The organism is Bradyrhizobium sp. CCBAU 53415, from assembly GCF_028128735.1.
Classification (GTDB): Bacteria; Pseudomonadota; Alphaproteobacteria; order Rhizobiales; family Xanthobacteraceae; genus Bradyrhizobium.
The window spans coordinates 305,052-324,704 of the sequence record NZ_LBJF01000027.1 but is presented as its reverse complement, the minus strand read 5'-3'; the positions used below and the strand labels follow the sequence as shown (position 1 = coordinate 324,704).

At 64.6% G+C, this 19,653-nt stretch carries 17 protein-coding genes; 5 read left to right on the top strand and 12 right to left on the bottom strand.

Features of this window, described 5'->3' with window-relative positions; translation table 11 throughout:
- Nucleotides 1–92: 92 nt before the first annotated feature.
- From ccoP to XH87_RS29735, 6 genes are all read right to left on the bottom strand, one after another.
- Nucleotides 93–968, bottom strand: a complete 876-nt coding sequence (ccoP, locus tag XH87_RS29760; RefSeq protein WP_271589973.1) for a cytochrome-c oxidase, cbb3-type subunit III — start codon at nucleotides 966–968, stop codon at nucleotides 93–95.
- Nucleotides 969–974: 6 nt separating this feature from the next.
- Entirely contained in the window at nucleotides 975–1,139 is a 165-nt protein-coding gene (locus XH87_RS29755) for a cbb3-type cytochrome oxidase subunit 3 (RefSeq protein WP_028135114.1), read from the bottom strand.
- Between the two features lie 13 nt (nucleotides 1,140–1,152).
- Nucleotides 1,153–1,887 (bottom strand): cytochrome-c oxidase, cbb3-type subunit II, encoded by a 735-nt coding sequence (gene ccoO, locus XH87_RS29750; protein ID WP_158668050.1) that lies wholly within the window; start codon nucleotides 1,885–1,887, stop codon nucleotides 1,153–1,155.
- A 12-nt stretch (nucleotides 1,888–1,899) separates the two neighbouring features.
- Nucleotides 1,900–3,549 (bottom strand): cytochrome-c oxidase, cbb3-type subunit I, encoded by a 1,650-nt coding sequence (gene ccoN, locus XH87_RS29745; protein ID WP_035715271.1) that lies wholly within the window; start codon nucleotides 3,547–3,549, stop codon nucleotides 1,900–1,902.
- A gap of 226 nt (nucleotides 3,550–3,775) precedes the next feature.
- The gene (locus tag XH87_RS29740) at nucleotides 3,776–4,201 is read right to left on the bottom strand and encodes a CBS domain-containing protein (RefSeq protein ID WP_035715268.1); all 426 of its coding nucleotides are present in this window, start codon (nucleotides 4,199–4,201) and stop codon (nucleotides 3,776–3,778) included.
- A 30-nt stretch (nucleotides 4,202–4,231) separates the two neighbouring features.
- On the bottom strand, nucleotides 4,232–5,065 hold the full coding sequence (locus XH87_RS29735) for a universal stress protein (protein ID WP_271589972.1): 834 nt from the start codon (nucleotides 5,063–5,065) through the stop codon (nucleotides 4,232–4,234).
- A gap of 217 nt (nucleotides 5,066–5,282) precedes the next feature.
- Between XH87_RS29735 and fixL the strand changes: the two genes are divergently transcribed.
- The 4 genes from fixL to XH87_RS29715 all read left to right on the top strand — a co-directional run bounded on the left by fixL (nucleotide 5,283) and on the right by XH87_RS29715 (nucleotide 8,682).
- Nucleotides 5,283–6,800 (top strand): sensor protein FixL, encoded by a 1,518-nt coding sequence (gene fixL, locus XH87_RS29730; protein WP_271589971.1) that lies wholly within the window; start codon nucleotides 5,283–5,285, stop codon nucleotides 6,798–6,800.
- Nucleotides 6,801–6,803: 3 nt separating this feature from the next.
- On the top strand, nucleotides 6,804–7,421 hold the full coding sequence (fixJ, locus tag XH87_RS29725) for a response regulator FixJ (protein WP_035715258.1): 618 nt from the start codon (nucleotides 6,804–6,806) through the stop codon (nucleotides 7,419–7,421).
- A gap of 43 nt (nucleotides 7,422–7,464) precedes the next feature.
- Nucleotides 7,465–7,899 carry a response regulator transcription factor gene (locus XH87_RS29720; protein ID WP_035715256.1) on the top strand — a complete coding sequence of 145 codons (435 nt, stop codon included), beginning with the start codon at nucleotides 7,465–7,467 and terminating at the stop codon, nucleotides 7,897–7,899.
- 84 nt (nucleotides 7,900–7,983) lie between these two features.
- On the top strand, nucleotides 7,984–8,682 hold the full coding sequence (locus XH87_RS29715; RefSeq protein ID WP_035715325.1) for a helix-turn-helix domain-containing protein: 699 nt from the start codon (nucleotides 7,984–7,986) through the stop codon (nucleotides 8,680–8,682).
- Nucleotides 8,683–8,746: 64 nt separating this feature from the next.
- On the opposite strand, the gene XH87_RS29710 is transcribed toward XH87_RS29715, so the two are convergent.
- From XH87_RS29710 to XH87_RS29695, 4 genes are read right to left on the bottom strand one after another with little or no spacing between them, the layout of a single operon-like run.
- A complete protein-coding gene (locus tag XH87_RS29710; RefSeq protein ID WP_271589970.1) occupies nucleotides 8,747–10,033 on the bottom strand; it encodes an MFS transporter in 1,287 nt (428 codons plus the stop codon).
- A gap of 23 nt (nucleotides 10,034–10,056) precedes the next feature.
- Nucleotides 10,057–10,578: a PRC-barrel domain-containing protein gene (locus XH87_RS29705; RefSeq protein WP_271589969.1), complete on the bottom strand. Its 522-nt coding sequence runs from the start codon at nucleotides 10,576–10,578 to the stop codon at nucleotides 10,057–10,059.
- 23 nt (nucleotides 10,579–10,601) lie between these two features.
- A complete protein-coding gene (locus tag XH87_RS29700; RefSeq protein WP_271589968.1) occupies nucleotides 10,602–12,806 on the bottom strand; it encodes an amylo-alpha-1,6-glucosidase in 2,205 nt (734 codons plus the stop codon).
- 56 nt (nucleotides 12,807–12,862) lie between these two features.
- Nucleotides 12,863–14,629 (bottom strand): ABC transporter ATP-binding protein, encoded by a 1,767-nt coding sequence (locus tag XH87_RS29695; protein WP_158669520.1) that lies wholly within the window; start codon nucleotides 14,627–14,629, stop codon nucleotides 12,863–12,865.
- A gap of 273 nt (nucleotides 14,630–14,902) precedes the next feature.
- On the opposite strand from XH87_RS29695, the gene XH87_RS29690 reads away from it, so the two are divergent.
- Nucleotides 14,903–15,973, top strand: coding sequence for a glycosyltransferase family 4 protein (locus tag XH87_RS29690; RefSeq protein WP_271589967.1), 1,071 nt, complete (start codon nucleotides 14,903–14,905; stop codon nucleotides 15,971–15,973).
- 163 nt (nucleotides 15,974–16,136) lie between these two features.
- Here the strand turns inward: XH87_RS29690 and XH87_RS29685 are convergent, their stop codons facing one another.
- Nucleotides 16,137–18,068: an alkyl/aryl-sulfatase gene (locus XH87_RS29685; protein ID WP_271589966.1), complete on the bottom strand. Its 1,932-nt coding sequence runs from the start codon at nucleotides 18,066–18,068 to the stop codon at nucleotides 16,137–16,139.
- 127 nt (nucleotides 18,069–18,195) lie between these two features.
- The gene (locus XH87_RS36665; protein WP_035715321.1) at nucleotides 18,196–19,476 is read right to left on the bottom strand and encodes a TRAP transporter large permease; all 1,281 of its coding nucleotides are present in this window, start codon (nucleotides 19,474–19,476) and stop codon (nucleotides 18,196–18,198) included.
- Nucleotides 19,477–19,653 lie beyond the last annotated feature (177 nt).

The following is a 19,653-nucleotide window of genomic DNA, read 5'->3' as shown; positions in this document are numbered from 1 at the left end:
AACCTAGAGCCGGCGCCGGCAAGTCCCGTTGATCCAACGCAAACGGGGGCGTTTTTCTTCGCCCCCGCCGGAAGTCGTCGGTCGTGGATCGGCTATTTGCCGCCGCCGAGCGAGTGGACATAGACCGCCATCGCCTTGATGGTGGCGGGATCGAGCCGGCCTTCCCAGGCGGGCATCACACCGGAGCGGCCCTGGCTGATGGTCTCGATCAGGCTCGCCTCGTCGGAGCCGTAGAGCCAGATCTTGTCGGTCAGGTTCGGCGCGCCGAGCTCCTGGTTGCCCTTGCCGGCATCGCCGTGACAGGCGGCGCAATTGTCCGCAAAGATCTTCTGGCCCTTGGCGGCGTCGAAGCCGTTGCGGGTGGAAAGGCCCGACAGCGACCGCACGTAATTGGCGACCGTGACGATCTCGTCGCCCTTCAGCACGCCGTCCTTGCCGAAAGCGAGCATCTGGCCCTCATGCGTCTTGGCATGGCCGGACCGCGCGCCGAACTGGATGGTCTGCATGATCTGGTCGAGCGTGCCACCCCACAGCCAGTCGTCGTCGTTCAGGTTCGGATAGCCCTTGGCGCCGGCGGCGCCGGAGCCGTGGCACGGCGCGCAATTGTCGCCGAACACGGTTTTGCCCTTGGCGCGGGCGAGCGCCAGCAGAGCCGGATCCTTCTCGATGTCGGCGAGCGAGGCCGCGCCCAGCGCCGCCATCTTGTCACCGCGGATCTTCTCGAGATTGGCGAGCTCGACCGCGACGTCAGCGCGCGAGGAGTAGCCGAACATGCCGGTGGTGTTGCTGGAGATCAGCGGCCAGGCCGGATAGACGATCCAGTAACCGATCGACCAGACGATGGTGAGATAAAAGGTGATCACCCACCAGCGCGGCAGCGGCGTGTTGAGCTCCTTGATGCCGTCCCACTCGTGTCCGGTCGTGGACTTGCCGGAGACGGAATCGATGTCGCTAGAATGATCGGTCATGGTTCTCTACTCCTCCCGCAACGGCAGGTGCGCTGCTTTGTCGAACACAGCCTTGTTACGGGGCCAGAATGCGTAGGCGATGATCGCGAGAAAGATCGCGACGAACACCGGTGTCCAGATCGTCGTCACGAGATCTGACGCAAGATTATGGACTGTGAGGATGGCTTTCATCGTTCATGCCTTCTCAGCGAAGATTGGCTTTCTCGTTGTAGATCTTGAAGTCGACCAGCGTGCCGAGCATCTGCAGATACGCGATCAGCGCGTCCATTTCCGTCGGCGTGCCGGTCTTGCCGTCGAAATTGCGCACGACGGCCTTGGCGTAGCGCTTGCCGAAGGCGTCGGTGCCGGCATTGTCCGGATCGGCCTGGGCCTTCAAATCGGCGCCCGCGCTGGCGATCTGCTCATCGGTGTAGGGCACACCGACGGTCCTCAGCGTGCGCATGTGGTCGGCGATGGCGTCCGGGTCGACCTCGTTCGCGCTGAGGAACGGATAGCCCGGCATCACCGACTGCGGCACGATCGCGCGCGGGTTGGTCAGATGGGTGACGTGCCAGTCGTCGGAATACTTTGCGCCGACGCGTGCGAGATCCGGACCGGTGCGCTTGGAGCCCCACTGGAACGGATGGTCGAACATGCTCTCGGCGGCGAGCGAGAAGTGGCCGTAGCGCTCGACCTCGTCGCGCAAGGGCCGGACCATCTGCGAATGGCAGAGATAGCAGCCCTCGCGGACGTAGACGTTGCGTCCGGCGAGCTCCAGCGGCGTGTAGGGCCTGACCCCGTCGACCTTCTCGATCGTGCTCTTGAGGTAGAACAGCGGCGTGATCTCGACGAGGCCGCCGATCGCGATCACCAGCAGGATACCGACGACCAGGATGATCGAGTTCTTTTCGAAGATTTGGTGGCGTGTCCAGAACGACATTTCTTTAGCTCCTCATTCCGCCGGCTGAAGAGCGACGGGCATCTGGACTTCGGCCTCGCCGACGCGAACCGTCATCCAGAGATTGTAGGCCATGATCAGCGCGCCGATCAGGAACAGCCCGCCGCCGGCGGCGCGGATGATGTAGAAGGGATGCATCGCCTCGACGGTCTCGATGAAGGAATATTCGAGGAAGCCGAGCGAGGTGTAGGCGCGCCACATCAGGCCCTGCAGGATGCCGGACACCCACATCGCCGAGATGTAGAGAACGATGCCGAGCGTGGCGACCCAGAAATGCCAGTTGACGAGCTTGAGGCTGTAGAGGCCCTTGCGATTCCAGGCCCACGGCACCAGGCAGTAGAGCGCGCCGAAGGAGACGAAGCCGACCCAGCCGAGCGCGCCGGAATGCACGTGGCCGATGGTCCAGTCGGTGTAGTGGCTGAGCGAGTTGACCACCTTGATCGACATCATCGGGCCCTCGAAGGTCGACATGCCGTAGAAGGCGACGGAGACCACGAGCATGCGCAGCACGGGATCGGTGCGCAGCTTGTCCCAGGCGCCCGACAACGTCATCAGGCCGTTGATCATGCCGCCCCAGGAGGGCATCCACAGCATGATCGAGAAGGTCATGCCCAGCGTCTGCGTCCAGTCCGGCAGCGCCGTGTAGTGCAGATGGTGCGGGCCGGCCCAGATGTAGAGGAAGATCAGCGCCCAGAAATGGATGATCGAGAGCCGGTAGGAATAGATCGGCCGCTCGGCGCGCTTCGGGATGAAGTAGTACATGATGGCCAGGAAGCCGGCAGTCAGGAAGAAGCCGACCGCGTTGTGGCCGTACCACCACTGGAACATGGCGTCCTGGATGCCGCCCCAGGCGACGTAGGACTTCGAGCCGAACACCGAGACGGGGAGCGCCGGATTGTTGCCCAGATGCAGGACCGCAATCGTCACGATGAAGGCGAGATAGAACCAGTTCGCTACGAAGATGTGCGGCTCCTTGCGCTTGAAGATGGTGGCAAGGAAGACGAGCAGATAGGCGACCCAGACGATGGTCAGCCACAAATCGGCGTACCATTCCGGCTCGGCATATTCCTTCGACTGGGTGACGCCGAGCAGATAGCCCGTGCCGGCGATCAGAATGAAGAAGTTGTAGCCCACCACGACGAACCACGGCGCGAGGTCGCCGGCAAGGCGCGCGCGGCAGGACTTCTGCACCACGTAGAAGGAGGTCGCGATCAGCACGTTGCCGCCGAAGGCGAAGATCACGGCGGAGGTGTGCAGCGGCCGCAGGCGACCGAAGCTGGTCCAGGGCAGATCGAAATTCAGCGCGGGCCAGGCCAGCTGTGAGGCGATGATGAGACCGACGAGGAATCCGGCAATGCCCCAGAACATCGCCATGAAGGCGGAGAACTTGATCGGCCCCATGTTGTAGTTCGGGCGGCCGTTGATTTCCTGGGGCGGCAGCGCCGCCGGCCGTTCGAAGTAGCGGTTGACGATGAAGAACACCGCAGCCAGGCTCGCCGCCGCGCTGAGCGCGGCGTGGAAGGCGAAGGGCGCATCGAGCGCCTTGGCCGAGGCGATCACGCAGAGGAAGGCGGTGACTGCGAACACGACAGCCAAGCCGCTTTCACCGATGGTCATGGATTTGGAGATGGAGGGCTGGCTCATGCGGATTCTCTCTGAAAGAACACAGCGCCAGAAACCACATCCAGCCTCGCGGGGAATTGATTGAAATCAAGATGGATGGATTTCTGTTAATGTGAGGCTGATGCAACGCCAGTTGAAATCCTCTCCGCATGCGGGAGAGCGGCACGGAAGTCAGACCGGCGCGCGAAAAGGAACAACCTCCGTGAAATCACGGAGGTTGAAACCGCAATATTGGAGGGGCGCTCCGTCAGTCTCTTGCCGTCGCCTTGAGCGCTGCGATGACGTCCTCGCGGGCAATGATTCCGACCAGCTTCTGTGCACCGTCGAGCACGATGATGCTCCTGATGCGATGCTCGACCATGATCTGGAGCACACGTGTCAGCCGCGTGTCGGGACTGACATAGATGAACTCGGGCGTCATGACGTCGCCGATCTTGCGGCTCATCAGGTCATCGTAGCGCGGCAACATCTGGCTCGGCGTGAAGGCGAAGCACTTCAGGATGTCGAATTTGGTGACGATGCCGACCACTTGCCCGTCGTCTTCAACCGGATAGCTGTTGAAATCGTCGGTCTCGAACATCTCGCTGAGCTGGAACAAGTCGAGACTGCGCTGCACCGTCTTGACGTTGCGCGTCATGTAGCCATCGACAGTCTGTTCAAGAAATCTATACACGACGCGTCCTCCTCTGACCCGGGCCGGCGGTCAGTGCGACAGCAGCACGCTGCGGGCGGTTTGCGTGACCAGATGCTGGGTGACGCCCCCCAGGATCAGTTCACGAAATCTCGAATGGCCATAGGCGCCCGCGACGATCAGGCCGGCGCCGATGTCCCCGGCGACTTTCTCCAATTGCGCCGCCGGGGTTTCGTCTGCTGTGGCCTCCGAGACGCGTGCAGTCGCGGTGACGCCGTGACGGCCGAGCCAGGCGACAACGTCGATGACGCCGGCCATCACGGCCGAACGGTCGTCGTCCTGCTCTGGAATTTCAACGATGGTGACGTCCCTCGCCTTGCGCAGCATCGGCAGCGCGTCGGCCACCGCCCGCCGCGCCTCCGGCGTGTCCTTCCACGCCACCAGCACGTTGCGCAAGTCGAGCCAGCCGGCCCGGTCGGGGACGACGAGAAGCGGGCGGCCGGCCTGCAGCACCAGATCCTTGGGGCTCGCGAGCGAGAAAGCGTCGGAGAAGGCCGGACTCTGCCCCCCGCTGACGACGATGTCGGCGCAACGCGCCTGCGCCAGGACGAATCGCGACGGAAAATCCATGGCGCTGCGCCACTCCACATGTCCGCCGCGATTCTTCGTGGCCGCGCGGAATTGTGCTTCCAGGCCGGCCAGCCGCCGCTTGACCGAAGCTTCGCCCTCGTCGATCAGCGTTTGCGCCTCGGCGCCGTCGGTGAAATAGAGCGGCGGCGCGAACTGCGCCGCGGCGACCCCGACGATGGCGGCCTCGAATCGTTCGGCGAGCTCCCCCGCGACCTGAAGACGCGCCTCGTTGGGCTGATCGAGTGCCAAGCTGACCATGACGGTCGCGTATGTCATCGGGATATCTCCAGCATCGCCAAATTTTTTCAAATCCTAAACCTGCTGCCGCACAGCAGGCTGAGATAGATCAAAGCAGGCGCTTTTGGCTCCCTCGCCGTTCAGTGGGAAATCCGCCAGTGAATTCAACGTCCGCGCTTGCCTCCGAGCGGGCCTTGGGCGAAATTGCGGGTACGGTAAAGGCATCCTGCCTGGCCGCCGAGGATAGGAGCAGAGCTTGGCGCCGACCCGCGTGACCCATTCGGCAGACGATGGTCGGGGCGAGCACTTTCGTGGCCGCATCGAAGGATTTGGGGTGGGCACCTGGGACCTTGATCTGCGGACGCGCGAACTTGAATGGTCGGAGATGGCCAAGCGGCTGTTTGGCCTCGGGCGGGATCAGACCGTCAGCTACGATCTCTTTCTTTCGCTGCTGGAACCGAACGATCGGGACCACCTCCTGAAGGCAATCGGGCGCACCTCGGAAGGCGGCGGGGGACTTGACCTGTCGTTCAAGCTCGGCGGCATGTCCGGAAACGGCCAGTGGATCCGAGCCAGGGCTGGCGTGATCCGGGACGAATCGGGCACGCCACGTCACCTCAGCGGGATATTTCTCGACATCAACGAGGAAAAGCAGCTCGAAGAGGCCCTGCGCTCCCAGGAGAATCATCTTCGTTCGATTCTCGAAACGGTGCCCGACGCCATGATCGTCATCGATTCACGCGGCATCATGCAGCTCTTCAGCAGCGCCGCGGAGCGGCTGTTCGGCTACAGCAGGCAGGAAGCCATTGGCCGGAACGTGAGCATTCTAATGCCGGAGCCCGATCAGTCGCGTCACGACGGCTATCTCGCGCGCTATCTCAGGACCAATGATCCGCACATTATCGGGATCGGCCGGATTGTGACCGGCAAGCGCCGCGACGGCACGACTTTCCCGATGCACCTGTCCGTCGGACAGACGCAACGCGCGAGCGAGCCCTATTTCACCGGCTTCGTGCGCGACCTCACCGAGCACCAGCAGACCCAGGCGCGGCTCCAGGAACTGCAATCCGAGCTGGTGCACGTGTCGCGGTTGACCGCGATGGGCGAAATGGCCTCCGCGCTCGCCCACGAGCTCAACCAGCCGCTGGCGGCGATCAGCAATTACATGAAGGGATCGCGGCGCCTCCTCGCGGGCAGCAGCGATCCCAACACGCCGAGGGTCGAAAGCGCGCTGGATCGGGCGGCGGAGCAGGCCTTGCGTGCCGGCCAGATCATCCGGCGCCTGCGCGACTTCGTCTCCCGCGGCGAATCGGAGAAGCGGGTCGAGAGCCTGTCCAAGCTGATCGAGGAAGCCGGCGCGCTCGGGCTCGCCGGCGCGCGCGAGCAGAACGTGCAACTCCGCTTCAGCCTCGATCCCGATGCCGATCTCGTCCTCGCCGACCGCGTGCAGATCCAGCAGGTGCTTGTCAACCTGTTCCGCAACGCACTCGAAGCAATGGCGCAGTCGCCGCGGCGCGAACTCGTCGTCGCCAACACCCGCGTCGGCGACGACATGATCGAGGTGGAGGTCTCCGACACCGGCATCGGCTTCCGGGACGACGTCATTCCGAACCTGTTCCAGACCTTCTTCACCACCAAGGACACCGGCATGGGCGTGGGACTTTCCATCAGCCGCTCGATCATCGAGGCTCACGGCGGCCGCATGTGGGCCGAGAGCAACGCAGCGGGCGGGGCGACATTCCGCTTCACCTTGCCGGCAACCGACGAGAGCTGAATCATGACGACCAAGGGAAAAGTCTACGTCATCGACGACGACGCAGCGATGCGGGACTCGCTGAACTTCCTGCTGGATTCCGCCGGCTTCGGCGTCACCCTGTTCGACGACGCCCTCGCCTTTCTCGAAGCCCTGCCCGGCCTCGGCTTCGGGTGCGTCGTCTCCGATGTGCGCATGCCCGGCCTCGACGGGATCGAACTGCTGAAGCGGATGAAGGCACAGCAGAGTCCGTTCCCGATCGTGATCATGACCGGTCATGGCGACGTGCCGCTCGCGGTCGAGGCGATGAAGCTCGGGGCGGTCGATTTCCTGGAAAAGCCGTTCGACGACGACCGTCTCACCGCCATGATCGATTCGGCGATCCGCCAGGCCGAGCCCGCCGCCAAGAGCGAGGCCGTCGCGCAGGACATCGCCGCCCGCGTCGCGTCCTTGAGTCCCAGGGAGCGCCAGGTCATGGAAGGGCTGATCGCAGGCCTCTCCAACAAGCTCATCGCCCGCGAATACGATATCAGCCCGCGGACCATCGAGGTCTACCGGGCCAACGTCATGACCAAGATGCAGGCGAGCAGCCTCTCGGAACTGGTCCGGCTGGCGATGCGCGCTGGCATGCTCAACGATTGAGGCAGGTCAAGGCGCCTTCCCGGCGCCGTGCTAACCAGCCAGCATGATCGAGGTCAGCTCACATCATGCGCGGCTGCCGTCCTCCCCACAACTCACCGTCTTTGTGGTCGACGATGATGCCGCCGTCCTGGGATCTCTGCGGTTCCTGCTGGAGACCGACGGCTTCGCCGTGCGGACTTTCAGGAGCGGTACAGCGCTGCTCAACGTCAGCGGCGCGCCTGGACCGGACTGTTACGTCATCGACTACAAGATGCCGGACATCAATGGCATCGAGCTGACCGGTCGGCTGCGCAAATCCGACCAGGTCGCGCCAGTGATCCTCATCACCGGTTATCCCGACGAGAACATCTCGGCCCGAGCGGCGACGGCGGGCATCAAAGACGTGATTTTGAAGCCGCTTCTCGACGAAAACCTGGTCAAGTGCATCCGCCACGCCATCCAGGATCGCCCCGCGCCTGACCTACGGGATTCTACGTAAGGCAACCCCCTTAAGATATCGCTCGAAATTTTCGAAGCCCCCGATACCGCGTACGAAAGCGTCATCACAACGGAGATGGCGCAGATGCTGACCCAGACGCTCAACACCCAGGCGATCAACACCCAGATTGTTGGCAAGATTGCTCCTGCCCATCCGGTCACCGACCAGTTCGGTGCAATCGCCGGCCATGTCGGCCTTGTCGCCACGGAATTCTCCTATCGCAAGGACGAGGAGATCTATGGCGAGGACGAGCCGTCCGAATATGTCTACCAGGTCGTGTCGGGCGCAGTGAGCAGCTACAAGCTGCTTTCCGACGGCCGTCGCCAGATCGGCGCCTTCCATCTTCCCGGCGACGTGTTCGGCCTCGAATCCGGTCCCACTCACCGCCTCGCCGCAGAAGCCATCATCGACACCACCGTGCGCCTCGTGAAGCGCGCGAGCCTCGAGAAGGCTGCCGGCACCGACGTCCAGGTTGCCCGCAAGCTCTGGGCGATGACCGCCGGTGAGCTGCGTCATGCCGAGGACCACATGCTGCTGCTCGGCCGCAAGACCGCGATGGAGCGCGTCGCGACCTTCCTGCTGGAAATGGACCGCCGTCTCGCTGTAGCCGGCATGATGGCGCTGCCGATGTGCCGCCGCGACATTGGCGACTATCTCGGCCTCACCCTCGAAACCGTGTCGCGCGCACTGTCGCAGCTTCACGCTCAGGGCATTCTCGGTTTCTCCGGCGCCCGCCAGATCGTGCTGCGTAACCGCCAGCGCCTGCACAATCTCGACGCCTGATGGGTTTCTCCCCCGTGACTTGGCCGGCAGAACCCGTTTCGGCCGGCTTTTTCTTTCGCTGCGATCATGCCGTGCGCCGGGTTTCCGGCATCACCAGCAGGATCAGAAGGAGCCCCGTCGCGGCGACGCCGGACAGCCCGATGAACGCGGTGGCGTTGCCGAACTTGTCGCTGACATAGCCGCCCAGCGCCGTGCTCAGTGACGCGCCGATGCCGGTCGCGGTGCCGACGATGCCCTGCGCCAGGTTGAAGTGACCGCTGCCAAAGGCGACGTCGGCGACGATCAGCGGAATCATCACCGCGAACACCGCCGCGGTGAGGCCGTCGAACACCTGCACCAGCACCAGGAGATAGGGATCGCGCACGGTCGCGAACAGCAGGCCGCGAATCGTCAGCGCGCCGAATCCGATCAAGAGCAAGGGCCGCCGGCCCCACACTTGCGCCTGGCGCCCGACCATCGGCGACAGCAGCGCCACGATCGCCTGCGGCACGATGATGCAGGCGGCGACGAGCACAGTCGCCCATTGGCTCGACCGCGCCGTTACTGCGCTCGCCATCAGCGGCATCATCGCGGCGTTCGCAAGCTGCAACAGCAGGACGCTCAGCGCGAAAACGATGAGGGGACGCTGCCGGATCAGATGCCAGATATTGGTGTCGCCGCGGTCGGCGGCTTCAGGAGGCATCTCGCCGTGACAGCGCCTGATGTCGACCTCATTCTCGCGGATGCGCGACAGCGCGATCAGGGTCGGGATCGCGAGCAGGAAGGTGACCAGAAACACGGAGCGGCTCGACAGGAGATAGCCCGCGGTGCCCATCACGGCCGCCGCGACGCCGTTGCCCAGCGAGGCAAAGCGTGCGTTGCGTCCGAGCCGTTCGCCGATCGCGAGCGGCCCGACGAGGCCAAGGCTGATCGCGGCGATCGCCGGCCCGAGCACGCAGCTCGCCGCCGCGTGCAAGGTGGTCGCGGTGACCACAACGGGGAAGATCGGCATCGCGGCATAGGCCAGCGCGCAAGCGCCGATGGTCGCAATCGCGAGAGCGGCGACGAGACGCTCCGATTTCGCGGCATCGATGATCGCGCCGCCCGGCATTTGCCCGATCAGCGCGACGATGCCGCCGATCGACAGCACGAGGCCGATCTCGACCTGGGTCCATTTCTGCGTCGTCAGATAGACCGCGATGAAGGGACCGAATCCGGTCTGCACGTCGGCGAGGAAGAAGATGAACCAGTCGAGACCGCGCAGGCTCTGGCGCGAGGGCGCCGGAATACCCGCGGCCGACGGCGCAGCGACTTTGTCCTGCTCGACGCGGCCGCCGCGATCTGCATGGTTCGGCTTCCTCGACAACAGCACGGGCAGTCAGCCCTCCCTGCACCTCACTGGATCGCCTGCAGCGGCTGGAGGCTGCCGGACGCGCCGAGCACGACGATCGGCGTGTCTTCCTTGTATTCCGGCGCGGCCGCGACCTGCGCCTTGGTCAATTCCAGCGTGATGCTGTCCTTCTTGTTGGCGATCTTGCCGAACCGTAGCGCGTTCCAGTCCACGACGATTTTGCGGCTGCCGACGCCGAGGAAGCCGCCGAAATCGATCGCCGCGGCGCGCACATGGCCGGTGCGATCGACGATGACGTCGACGATACGGCCCATGTCCTCGCCGGCGGCGCTGCGAACGTCGCGGCCGAGCACGCCGTGGGCCTCGCTCGCGCCGATGATGGTCACCGAGGGCGGCGGCGCGGCGTCCTTGGGCGTCACCGGTACGGTTGAGACCAGCGGCTGTGCCGTCGCCGGCGCATTCGCTTCATTCTGGCCTGCGGGGTGATCCTCCGCGGCGCGCGACGGCGCGACCGTCAGGGCAACCACGATCGCCACGCCCAGGATCAACGCTCCGATCGCACGCATGACACCCTCCTTACGACGCGCCGCTAGCGCGCCAGCACGATCGAGACCTGGATCTGGCCGCGCGTGCGCATCACCTCCAGCGCCACGTCGTCGCCGTGGCGGCTGACGCAAAGATCGACGCTGGACTGGCCGAGGCGCAGATCGCGCAGGATCACCTCGTTGAGGAACGCCGGCAGATGCGGATTGCGCAGGCGAATCTCGCCGCGCGCCACGTCGAACTCGAGGCCGAGCGCCGCCTCCAGCAGCGTGAAGGGCGTCGCGCTGGCCCAGGCCTGAGGCGCGCAGGCGACCGGATAGAGCGTCGGCCCGCGCCGCTTCTCGCGGCGGAAGCCGCAGAACAATTCGGGCAACCGGCGCAGATCCATGTAGGTCGCGGCATCGAACAGCCCCTTGAAGACATGCGCTACCGAATTCTTCAGGCCGTAGCGCGCGAGACCGAGCGCGATCAGCGCGTTGTCGTGCGGCCAGATCGACCCGTCATGATAGGACATCGGATTGTAGCGCACCTCGCCCTGCGCGACGGTGCGGATGCCCCAACCCGAGAAGAAATGCGGGCGCATCAGATCGGCAGCGACGAGGCGCGCGCGGTCCTCCCGGATCATGCCGCTGAACAGCACCTGACCGGCGTTCGAGGTCCGCACCTTGCACGGGCGCTTGTTGCCGTCGAGGGCGAGCGCATAGGTGCCGAGCTCCTCGCACCAGAACGCCTTCTCGAAGCGCTCGGCGAGTGCCCTGGCTTCGGTCTCGAGCTTGCGCACGCGGTCCGGCCTGCCGAGCCGCAGCGCGCAACGCGCAGCGAGCTGCTTGGCGGCAAAGACGTAGCCCTGGACTTCCGCGAGGGCGATATTGCCCTCTGCAAGCTGGCCGTCGGCATGGAAGATCGCGTCGTAGGAATCCTTCCAGCCCTGGTTGGCCAGCCCCTTCTCGGTCGCGCGCTGGTATTCGACGAAGCCGTCCTGGTCGGGATCACCAGGGCCGTCGATCCAGGCCAGCCCCGCCTCGATCGCCGGCCACAGCTCGATCAACGTGGCCTCGTCGCCGGTGCGCTCGAAATAGCTTCCTGCGAGCAGCACGAACAGCGCAGTCGAATCGACGCTGCCGTAGTAGTGCGCGAACGGAACCTCCCCGAGTGCCGCCATCTCGCCGCCGCGCATCTCGTGCAGGATCTTTCCGGGCGCAGCGTCGGCGAGCGGGTCGATCGCCGTGGCCTGGAAATGCGCGAGCCGGCGCAGGACGCCTTTCGCGACACGGGGATCGATCCAGAGCATCTGGAGCGCGGTGATGAGGCCGTCGCGACCGAACGTCGTCGAGTACCAGGGGATGCCGGCATAGGGGTAGCGCCCCTGCGGCGTCTCGGTCATCAGCATGTTGAGGTCGGCCATGGCCTGGCACAGCACCTCGTTGAAGATGTTGTTGGAGGTCTCGATGCTGGCCGCGCCCATGGTCGACTGCCGCATCTCGCGGCGGTGCGCCAGCAGACCCGGGAAGAACCGCACCGGCTTTTCCGTCACCGGTCGGTTGCAGGACACGGCCACGAAAAGCGATTTGGCCTGGTGCGGCTCCAGGTCGAGCTCCCAGGTCGCGGCATTGACCGAGAGCCGCGTCGGACGCGGGTCGAAATGCAGCCCGGTGGTCCGTTCGGCCTCGTCGAGGCCGCGATATTCGAACAGGACGTCGGTCGGCCCGAGCAGCCGGCTCGTTCCTATCCCGCGGCGCGGTCGCCGCTCGCCGCGGACCTCGAACAGATCGGCGAAGTCATTGCCGAACAGCAGCGTCAGGTCGACGCTGGTGCGCCGGTCGCCATGGTTCTGCACGCCGATGCGCTGATAGGCCGTGCCGCGCCACAGGAAGATCGTGCGCACGATGTGCAGCAGGTCCTTCTGCAGAACGAGGTTGCCCTGCCGGTAGATGTCCGGATTGGTGAGGTCGACCGTCAGCGCCGAATTGTCGTCGCGCAGGTTCGAGCCGAGCAGCAGCGGCTGGAGATCGTCGAGCACGAGCTCGAGCCGCGCGAGGTAGCGCGTATCGTGATGGAACAGGCCGTCCGGCCCGCCGGCGGATGCACCGATGTCGCCATGGCTGTCGAGCACGATGAAAGTGTCGTCGTGCTTGAGTGAACGCCGCGGCCGTGCCGACGGCCCCGTCATCGGAATATAGAAGGGTTGTTCCGCGACCTGTTCCGAGGTCCTCGTCACGGAGACGAATTGGGTTACGGCTTCGGCCGACATGAGCTGCTCCCCTGCGCCTGTTTCAAACGCAACCACTCGAGAACGCGACTGCTGGTCTACGCGGCGGCTTGCGCGAGCCGGCTCATTTCCTGCGTGACCAGCTCGCGATACGGCCCGTGGCCCTGCATCAGACGCTCGGGCGAGCCGTCCTCGATGATCTTACCATTCCTCAACACCACCACGCGGTCGAAATTGCGCAGCGTCGCCAGCCGATGAGCGATCGCGATCACGGTCCGGCCGCGCATCAGGCGCGACAGCGCCTCGCGGATCGCCTCCTCGGATTCGCTGTCGAGCGCGGCAGTCGCCTCGTCCAGCAGCAGGATCGGCGCATCCTTGAGGAAGGCGCGCGCGATCGCGATGCGCTGGCGCTGACCGCCGGACATCTTGACACCGCGGTCGCCGACCATGGTGTCGAGGCCATCGGGCAGGCTCTCGACGAAGTCGCAGCGCGCCGCGATCGCTGCACGCAGCACCTCGTCGTCGGTCGCGTTCGGACGGCCGTAGCGGATGTTCTCGCGAATGGAGCGATGAAACAATGAAATGTCCTGCGGCACGACGGAAATCGCCTCGCGCAGGCTCAGCTGCGTGACCTTGGAGATGTCCTGGCCGTCGATGGTGATGCTGCCCTCGTCGACGTCGTAGAAGCGCTGGAGCAATGTGAACAGCGTCGACTTGCCGCCGCCGGACTGCCCGACCAGGCCGACGCGCTGGCCCGGTTGGAGCCGCAGGCTGAACCGCTCGAAGATCTTCTCGCCGCCGGGATAGCCGAAGGCAACATTGTTGAACGCGATCGCAGCGCCGCTCTTCATCAGCGGCTCGGCTTCGGGGTGGTCGCGCAATTCGTGCGGCACCAGCAGCGTGGCGATCGCCTCGGTCAGCCGCGCGACGTGCTGGGTGACGTCGACCAGCGCCACCGCGAGATCGCGCGTGGCGCTCAGGATCGAGATGCCAAGCGTACAGACCAGAACGACGTCACCGGTGGTCGCTTCACCCTTATGCCAGAGCGTGATTGCCCAGGCCATCAGCGCAATCGTCAAAAGCACGGTTACGGCAGCATGCAACAGCCGCAGCTTTTCCAGATAACGCAGGCTGCGGCTTCGCGCGATGAGTTCCCGGTTCACGGTCGCGTCGAACCGCTCATGCTCGTGGCCGATGCCACAGAAGGCACGGACCAGGGGCATATTGCTGATGACGTCGATCATCTCGCCGTCGACCGCGGCCGCCTTGTCGGCGAAATCGTCGTGAAGCGGCTTGCCGGCGGCTGCCAGACGGAACATGGCGATCACCATACCGCCTGCGATCACGGTCAGGCCGAGTGCCATATAAGGACTGACGGTTCCAATCAGCGCGATTGCCGCAATTGTGGCAATGCACGGCGGCAGCACGTTCCAGACGAACATGTTCTCGACCGTGAACACCGCATTCGACGTCGCCGTGATCCGGCTCGTCAGCATTCCTGGCATCCGGTCGGAAAAGTAACTCGGCGCGTGTCCGGTCAGATGACGAAATATGTCTCGCCGCAAATCACCCGTGACCCGCACAAAGGTGAAGCTCGCTGTCCAACTCGCGATCCGCCACAGGAAGTTGTCGGCGGCGATCAAAGACATGAGCAGAATGAATGCCAGCCATACGCCGCCGCCACCATGCGAAGGTCCCGCAGACAAGGCGTCGACAAGGGATTTAACCCCGTACTGAGTGCCTACGGAGCAGGCAACCGCCGCAACGACTGCGGTCAAGATCACCATGTGCGACGCCATTCGCATCCGAAGATAGCGCAAGACAAAGGCAAATGGCCTGCGCGCGTATCCAGAAAGCTGATCCATATGGCTATCGCCCCGTTATGCTGATTTTCGTTTCATTACCGGTCGAGTGAACATCGGCCGCTTCGCCTCTGTTCCCGGGCAACGCCATCACGACATGCGGATGCGGGCGATGTGCGAAGATCTGGTGGCAGCATCGCGACGATCCCCCGACGTGTCGAATATGTAACGTTTGGGAGAAGGAACTTCGCAAATGCGAGAACGTTCCCGCTCTGGCATGCCGGTACCGAGACACGGCGGGGGCTTTAACTCCATGATCGTAGAGGAGATGGTGAGATGCGCATCGCGCAGGTAGCTCCGTTGACGGAAGCTGTTCCGCCCAAGCTGTATGGCGGCACCGAACGGGTGGTGCATTGGTTGACGGAGGAGCTGGTAGCCCTTGGACACGACGTGACATTGTTCGCGAGCGGCGACTCGCGGACGTCGGCAAAGCTGGATGCGTTGTGGCCGAAGGCGCTCCGTCTCGACGGTTCCGTGCGCGATCCCAACGCGCTGCACATGGTGCTGCTGGAGCGGGTGCGGCAGAAATGTGACGACGAGGAGTTCGACTTCCTCCACTTCCATCTCGACTATTATCCGTGGTCGCTGTTCCACCGACAGCCCACGCCATTCGTGACCACGCTGCACGGCCGGCTCGATCTGCCGGAGCATCAGCCGGTCTTCAACACCTTCGCCAGGATGCCCGTCATTTCGATCTCCAATGCGCAGCGACGGCCGGTGCCGCAGGCGAACTGGGTGACGACGATCCACCACGGCCTGCCGGAGAACTTGCTGACGCCGAAGCCGGCGAAGCAGGAATATCTCGCCGTGCTCGGCCGCATCGCGCCGGAAAAAGGCGTCGACCGCGCCATCAAGATCGCGACCCATTGCGGCATCCCGCTGAAGATCGCGGCCAAGGTCGATCGCGCCGACCAGGATTACTACGACGAGCTGATCCGGCCGATGATCGAAGACAATCCGCTGGTCGACTTCATCGGCGAGATCAGCGATCGCGAGAAGTCGGACTTTCTGAGCGGCGCGCTCGGCCTCCTGCTGCCGATCGACTGGCCGGAGCCGTTCGGCCTCGTGATGATCGAGGCTATGGCGTGCGGAACGCCGGTCGTCGCCTTCAACCGCGGCTCAGCGCCGGAGATCATCGACGAGGGTCTCACCGGCTTCGTCGTCGAGGACATCATCAGCGCCGCGGGGGTGGTGAATCGCCTTCCGCAACTCGACCGCACCGCGATCCGCAAGCAGTTCGAGACGCGCTTCACGGCACGGCGCATGGCGCTGGACTATCTCGCGGCCTATCGCAGCCTGACCGAGGCACAGGCGCCGCGGATCAAGCTGGTGAGCAGCGCGGAGTAAGCAGCCACCCGCCACTCTCGTGTCCCGGACGCGCTGCAACGCCCTTCGCGTTGCGGCGCAGAGCCGGGACCCATGCGGCAGGGCATGCTCTTGGAAACATGGGCCCCGGCTCTGCAGCGCACCGCTGAAGAAGTGCTGCGCTGCGTCCGGGGCACGGGTCGCCCTACCTCACCACCGTCCGCTTCGGCTCGACGATCTCGAACATGCGCGGGAATTCGTCCATCAGGCCCATCAGCTCGGCAAGCCGCATCGGGTTGCCCGATAGCTCGATCTTGCCGGCGGCGACCGCTTCCGGAAAGCTCGTCAGCTTCGCGATCACCTCGTCGAGCGTTGCGCGTGCGAGCGTGAAGCTGGCGTCCGCGTTCTCCGCCTGCACGCCCTCGGCGTAAGTGAGCGCGCAGTTCTCCAGATTGAGCACGAAGGTCTCGCCGGTGTCGGAAAAGCGCCAGTTCAAGACGATGTGCTTGCCTTCCGCCTTGGGGCCGTTGAGGCGAATTCCCATCACATCCCAGAGCTGGGAGGTGCGCAGCGCGGCCAGCGTTTCGCGCGGCATCGGCGGGCGCGCCGGTACCTTCGGCATGCCCTGCCGCAATTCCTGCGCGCCGAACAGATAGGCGTTGCGCCAAGTCGCGCTCTCAGCGGCGTAGCCGAGCTGCTCCAGCGTGTCGGCGAGCAGGCTGCGTGCCGCCGAATTGTCCGGTTCGGCGAAGACGAGATGGCCGAGCACCTGAGCGACGAAGCGAAACTCGCCCTTGTCGAAATCATCGCGCGCCCGCGCCAGGATCGCCTCCGCCCCGCCCATATACTCGACATATTTCCTGCCCGACTCCACCGGCGGCAGCGGATCGAGATTGACCGGATTGGCGTCGTACCAGCCGAGATATTTCTGGTAGATCGCCTTCACGTTGTGCCGGATGTGGCCGTAATAGCCACGGCCATGCCAGGCGCCTTCCAGGCTCTTCGGCAGCTGGATCGTCTCGGCGATCTCGGCGGCGGTGAAGCCATGATTCATCAGGCGGATGGTCTGGTCGTGCGCGAATTTGTAGAGGTCACGCTGCTGGCGGATCATCGTGCCGATGCGCTCAGCCCCCCACACCGGCCAATGGTGCTGGCCGCACATCGCCTCCGCCTTGCCGTCCCAGAGCCGCAAGGCCTCGCCCAGATATTTCGACCAGGCCAGCGCGTCGCGCACGTCGGCGCCGCGGAACGGCAGCAGATTGTGGAAATTGTGCGTGCAGTTCTCGGCGAGGTTCAACAGCTTGTAGCGCGGGATGAAGAAGTGCATCTCCGCGGGCGCTTCGCTGTTCGGCGCCATCTGGAATTCGAACTCGACGCCGTCGATCACGCGCGTATCGCCGGTCGCCATGATCAGGTCGGTCGGCCGCAGCAGCGCGACTGATCCTGCCGCCATCGACTTGCCGAGCCCGCAATCGACCTGTCCCCGCACGCCCTTGGCGAGCAGCGGCCCGAACTGGTATTGCGCCCGGCGCAGCATCGCCGGTCCCGCGATGATGTTCTCGGAGACGGCGTGCTCCATGAACAGGTTCGGCGCGACGATCGGCACGCGGCCGGTGGCGAGCGCATCCTCCTCCAGCACGCCGCGCGCGCCGCCCCAATGGTCGGTGTGGGTGTGCGTGAAGATGACGGCCGCAACGGGCTTCAGGCCGCGATGCCTGAAATAGAGATCGAGCGCGGCGCGGGCGCCTTCGATCGAGGTCAGGGCATCGACGACGATGACGCCGCTGTCGCCCTCGATCAGGGTCATGTTGGCGATGTCGAGCCCGCGCACCTGGTAGACGCCGGGCACGACCTCGAACAGGCCGTGCTGCATGTTGAGACGCGATTGCCGCCACAGGCTCGGATTGACCGTGGCCGGCGCCACTTCAGTGGACAGGAAGCCGTAAGGCTCGAGGCTCCAGACCGTCCGTCCCTGCGGATTCAGGATCGTCGCATTCTCGATCGTGCCGAGAAAGCCGCGCGCCGCATCGTCGAAATCCCGCCTGTCGGAAAACGGCAGCGCCTTCAGCATGGCATCATGCTGCGCGATGACCGACGGAGAGGCGTCCTTCGGCTCACTGTTCGAAATGTCTGTCATCGAGCTGGCTCCCCTGATCTGGTGAGCGCCATCTAACCGTATCTCGCAACCGATTGCCATTGATGGAGCGAAGGCGGACGCGGTCACCATCCCCGGAGGGAGTAAGAACCGCGCCGCAGCTCGTGCTCTACATCCCCAACAATCGCGGCAGCCACAGCGACAGGCCGGGCCAATACGTCACCAGCACGAGGAAGCTCAGCATCGTCAACAGCCACGGCCACACCGCGACCGTGAGCTCGGTGATACCCATCTTGGCGATGCCCGAGGCGACGTAGAGATTGAGGCCGACGGGCGGATGGCACAGGCCGACCTCCATGTTGACCGTCATCAGGATGCCGAAATGAATCGGATCGATCCCGAGCTTGACCGCGACCGGAAACAGGATCGGGGCCATGATCAGGATGATCGAGGACGGCTCCATCACGTTGCCCGCCACCAGCAGCAGCAGGTTGACGAGCAGCAGGAATCCGATCCACCCCAGGCCCTGGTCGATCATCCATTGCGCCAGCGCCTGCGGCACGTTCTCGTAGGTCATCAGGAACGAGAACAGCACCGCGTTGGTGATGATGTAGAGCAGCATGGCGGAGAGATTCGCCGACGACAGCAGCACGCGCGGCACGTCGCGCAGCTTCAGATCCTTGTAGATGAACACGGCGACGATGAAGGCGTAGACCGCGCTGACGGCGGCAGCCTCGGTCGGCGTGAACAGGCCGCTATAGATGCCGCCGATCACGATCACGATCAGCAGGATGCCCCAGATCGACTTGCGGAACGCGTCGAGGCGCTCGACGAAGGTGGCCTTGCGCATCCGCGGATAGTCGTTGCGCCAGGCCCGATAGAACGTCGTCGCGCCGAGCAGCGAGGCGAGGACGAATCCCGGCACGATGCCGGCGATGAACAGCTTGCCGACCGAGCTGTTGGTGGACACGGCGTAGAGCACCATCGGGATCGACGGCGGAATGAGAATGCCGAGCGAGCCCGACGTCGTGATCACGCCCGCGCCGAACCGCTTCGGAAAGCCTTGCGCGACCATGGCGGGCAGGATCACCGAGCCGATCGCCACCACGGTTGCCGGCGAGGAGCCGGAGATCGCGGCAAACAACGCGCAGGCGACCACGCCCGACAGAGCGAGACCGCCGTACCAATGGCCGACCAGCGACGTTGCGAAGGTGATCATCCGCCGCGCGACGCCGCCATGGGTCAGGAAGTTGCCGGCGAGGATGAAGAACGGGATCGCCATGATCTCGAAATTCTCGATGCCGGTGAACAGCTTGAGCGCCACCGATTCTGTTCGCACGTCGGTCAGCGTGAACATGAAGCTGAGCACGGTGAGACCGAGCGCAATCGAGATCGGCATGCCCGTCAGCATCAAGGAGAGCAGCAGCGCGAACACGATGAGGACGCGCATACCTTGCGGCAGGGTGATGACGTGGCCGGCATGCGCGAAGCAGAGGGCGACGATCAGGACCGGCAGCAGCATCAGGATCCAGCCGAGCGGGCTGCGCTCGTCGCGAACGACCTGGCTGTGGGTGACCGGGGCCGGATGCACCGGGTCCACCTCGACGCCTTCGACGCCCGCCATGTC

Excerpts from the sequence above, each read along its gene's own strand:
- XH87_RS29755 (WP_028135114.1), bottom strand. The coding sequence starts at position 1,139 with ATGAAAGCCATCCTCACAGTCCATAATCTTGCGTCAGATCTCGTGACG.
- XH87_RS29715 (WP_035715325.1), top strand. The coding sequence starts at position 7,984 with ATGCTGACCCAGACGCTCAACACCCAGGCGATCAACACCCAGATTGTT.
- XH87_RS29685 (WP_271589966.1), bottom strand. The coding sequence starts at position 18,068 with ATGACAGACATTTCGAACAGTGAGCCGAAGGACGCCTCTCCGTCGGTC.
- ccoP (WP_271589973.1), bottom strand. The coding sequence starts at position 968 with ATGACCGATCATTCTAGCGACATCGATTCCGTCTCCGGCAAGTCCACG.
- XH87_RS29705 (WP_271589969.1), bottom strand. The coding sequence starts at position 10,578 with ATGCGTGCGATCGGAGCGTTGATCCTGGGCGTGGCGATCGTGGTTGCC.
- ccoO (WP_158668050.1), bottom strand. The coding sequence starts at position 1,887 with ATGTCGTTCTGGACACGCCACCAAATCTTCGAAAAGAACTCGATCATC.
- XH87_RS29695 (WP_158669520.1), bottom strand. The coding sequence starts at position 14,629 with ATGGATCAGCTTTCTGGATACGCGCGCAGGCCATTTGCCTTTGTCTTG.
- XH87_RS29700 (WP_271589968.1), bottom strand. The coding sequence starts at position 12,806 with ATGTCGGCCGAAGCCGTAACCCAATTCGTCTCCGTGACGAGGACCTCG.
- ccoN (WP_035715271.1), bottom strand. The coding sequence starts at position 3,549 with ATGAGCCAGCCCTCCATCTCCAAATCCATGACCATCGGTGAAAGCGGC.
- XH87_RS29720 (WP_035715256.1), top strand. The coding sequence starts at position 7,465 with ATGATCGAGGTCAGCTCACATCATGCGCGGCTGCCGTCCTCCCCACAA.
- XH87_RS29690 (WP_271589967.1), top strand. The coding sequence starts at position 14,903 with ATGCGCATCGCGCAGGTAGCTCCGTTGACGGAAGCTGTTCCGCCCAAG.
- fixJ (WP_035715258.1), top strand. The coding sequence starts at position 6,804 with ATGACGACCAAGGGAAAAGTCTACGTCATCGACGACGACGCAGCGATG.
- XH87_RS29735 (WP_271589972.1), bottom strand. The coding sequence starts at position 5,065 with ATGACATACGCGACCGTCATGGTCAGCTTGGCACTCGATCAGCCCAAC.
- XH87_RS36665 (WP_035715321.1), bottom strand. The coding sequence starts at position 19,476 with ATGCGCGTCCTCATCGTGTTCGCGCTGCTGCTCTCCTTGATGCTGACG.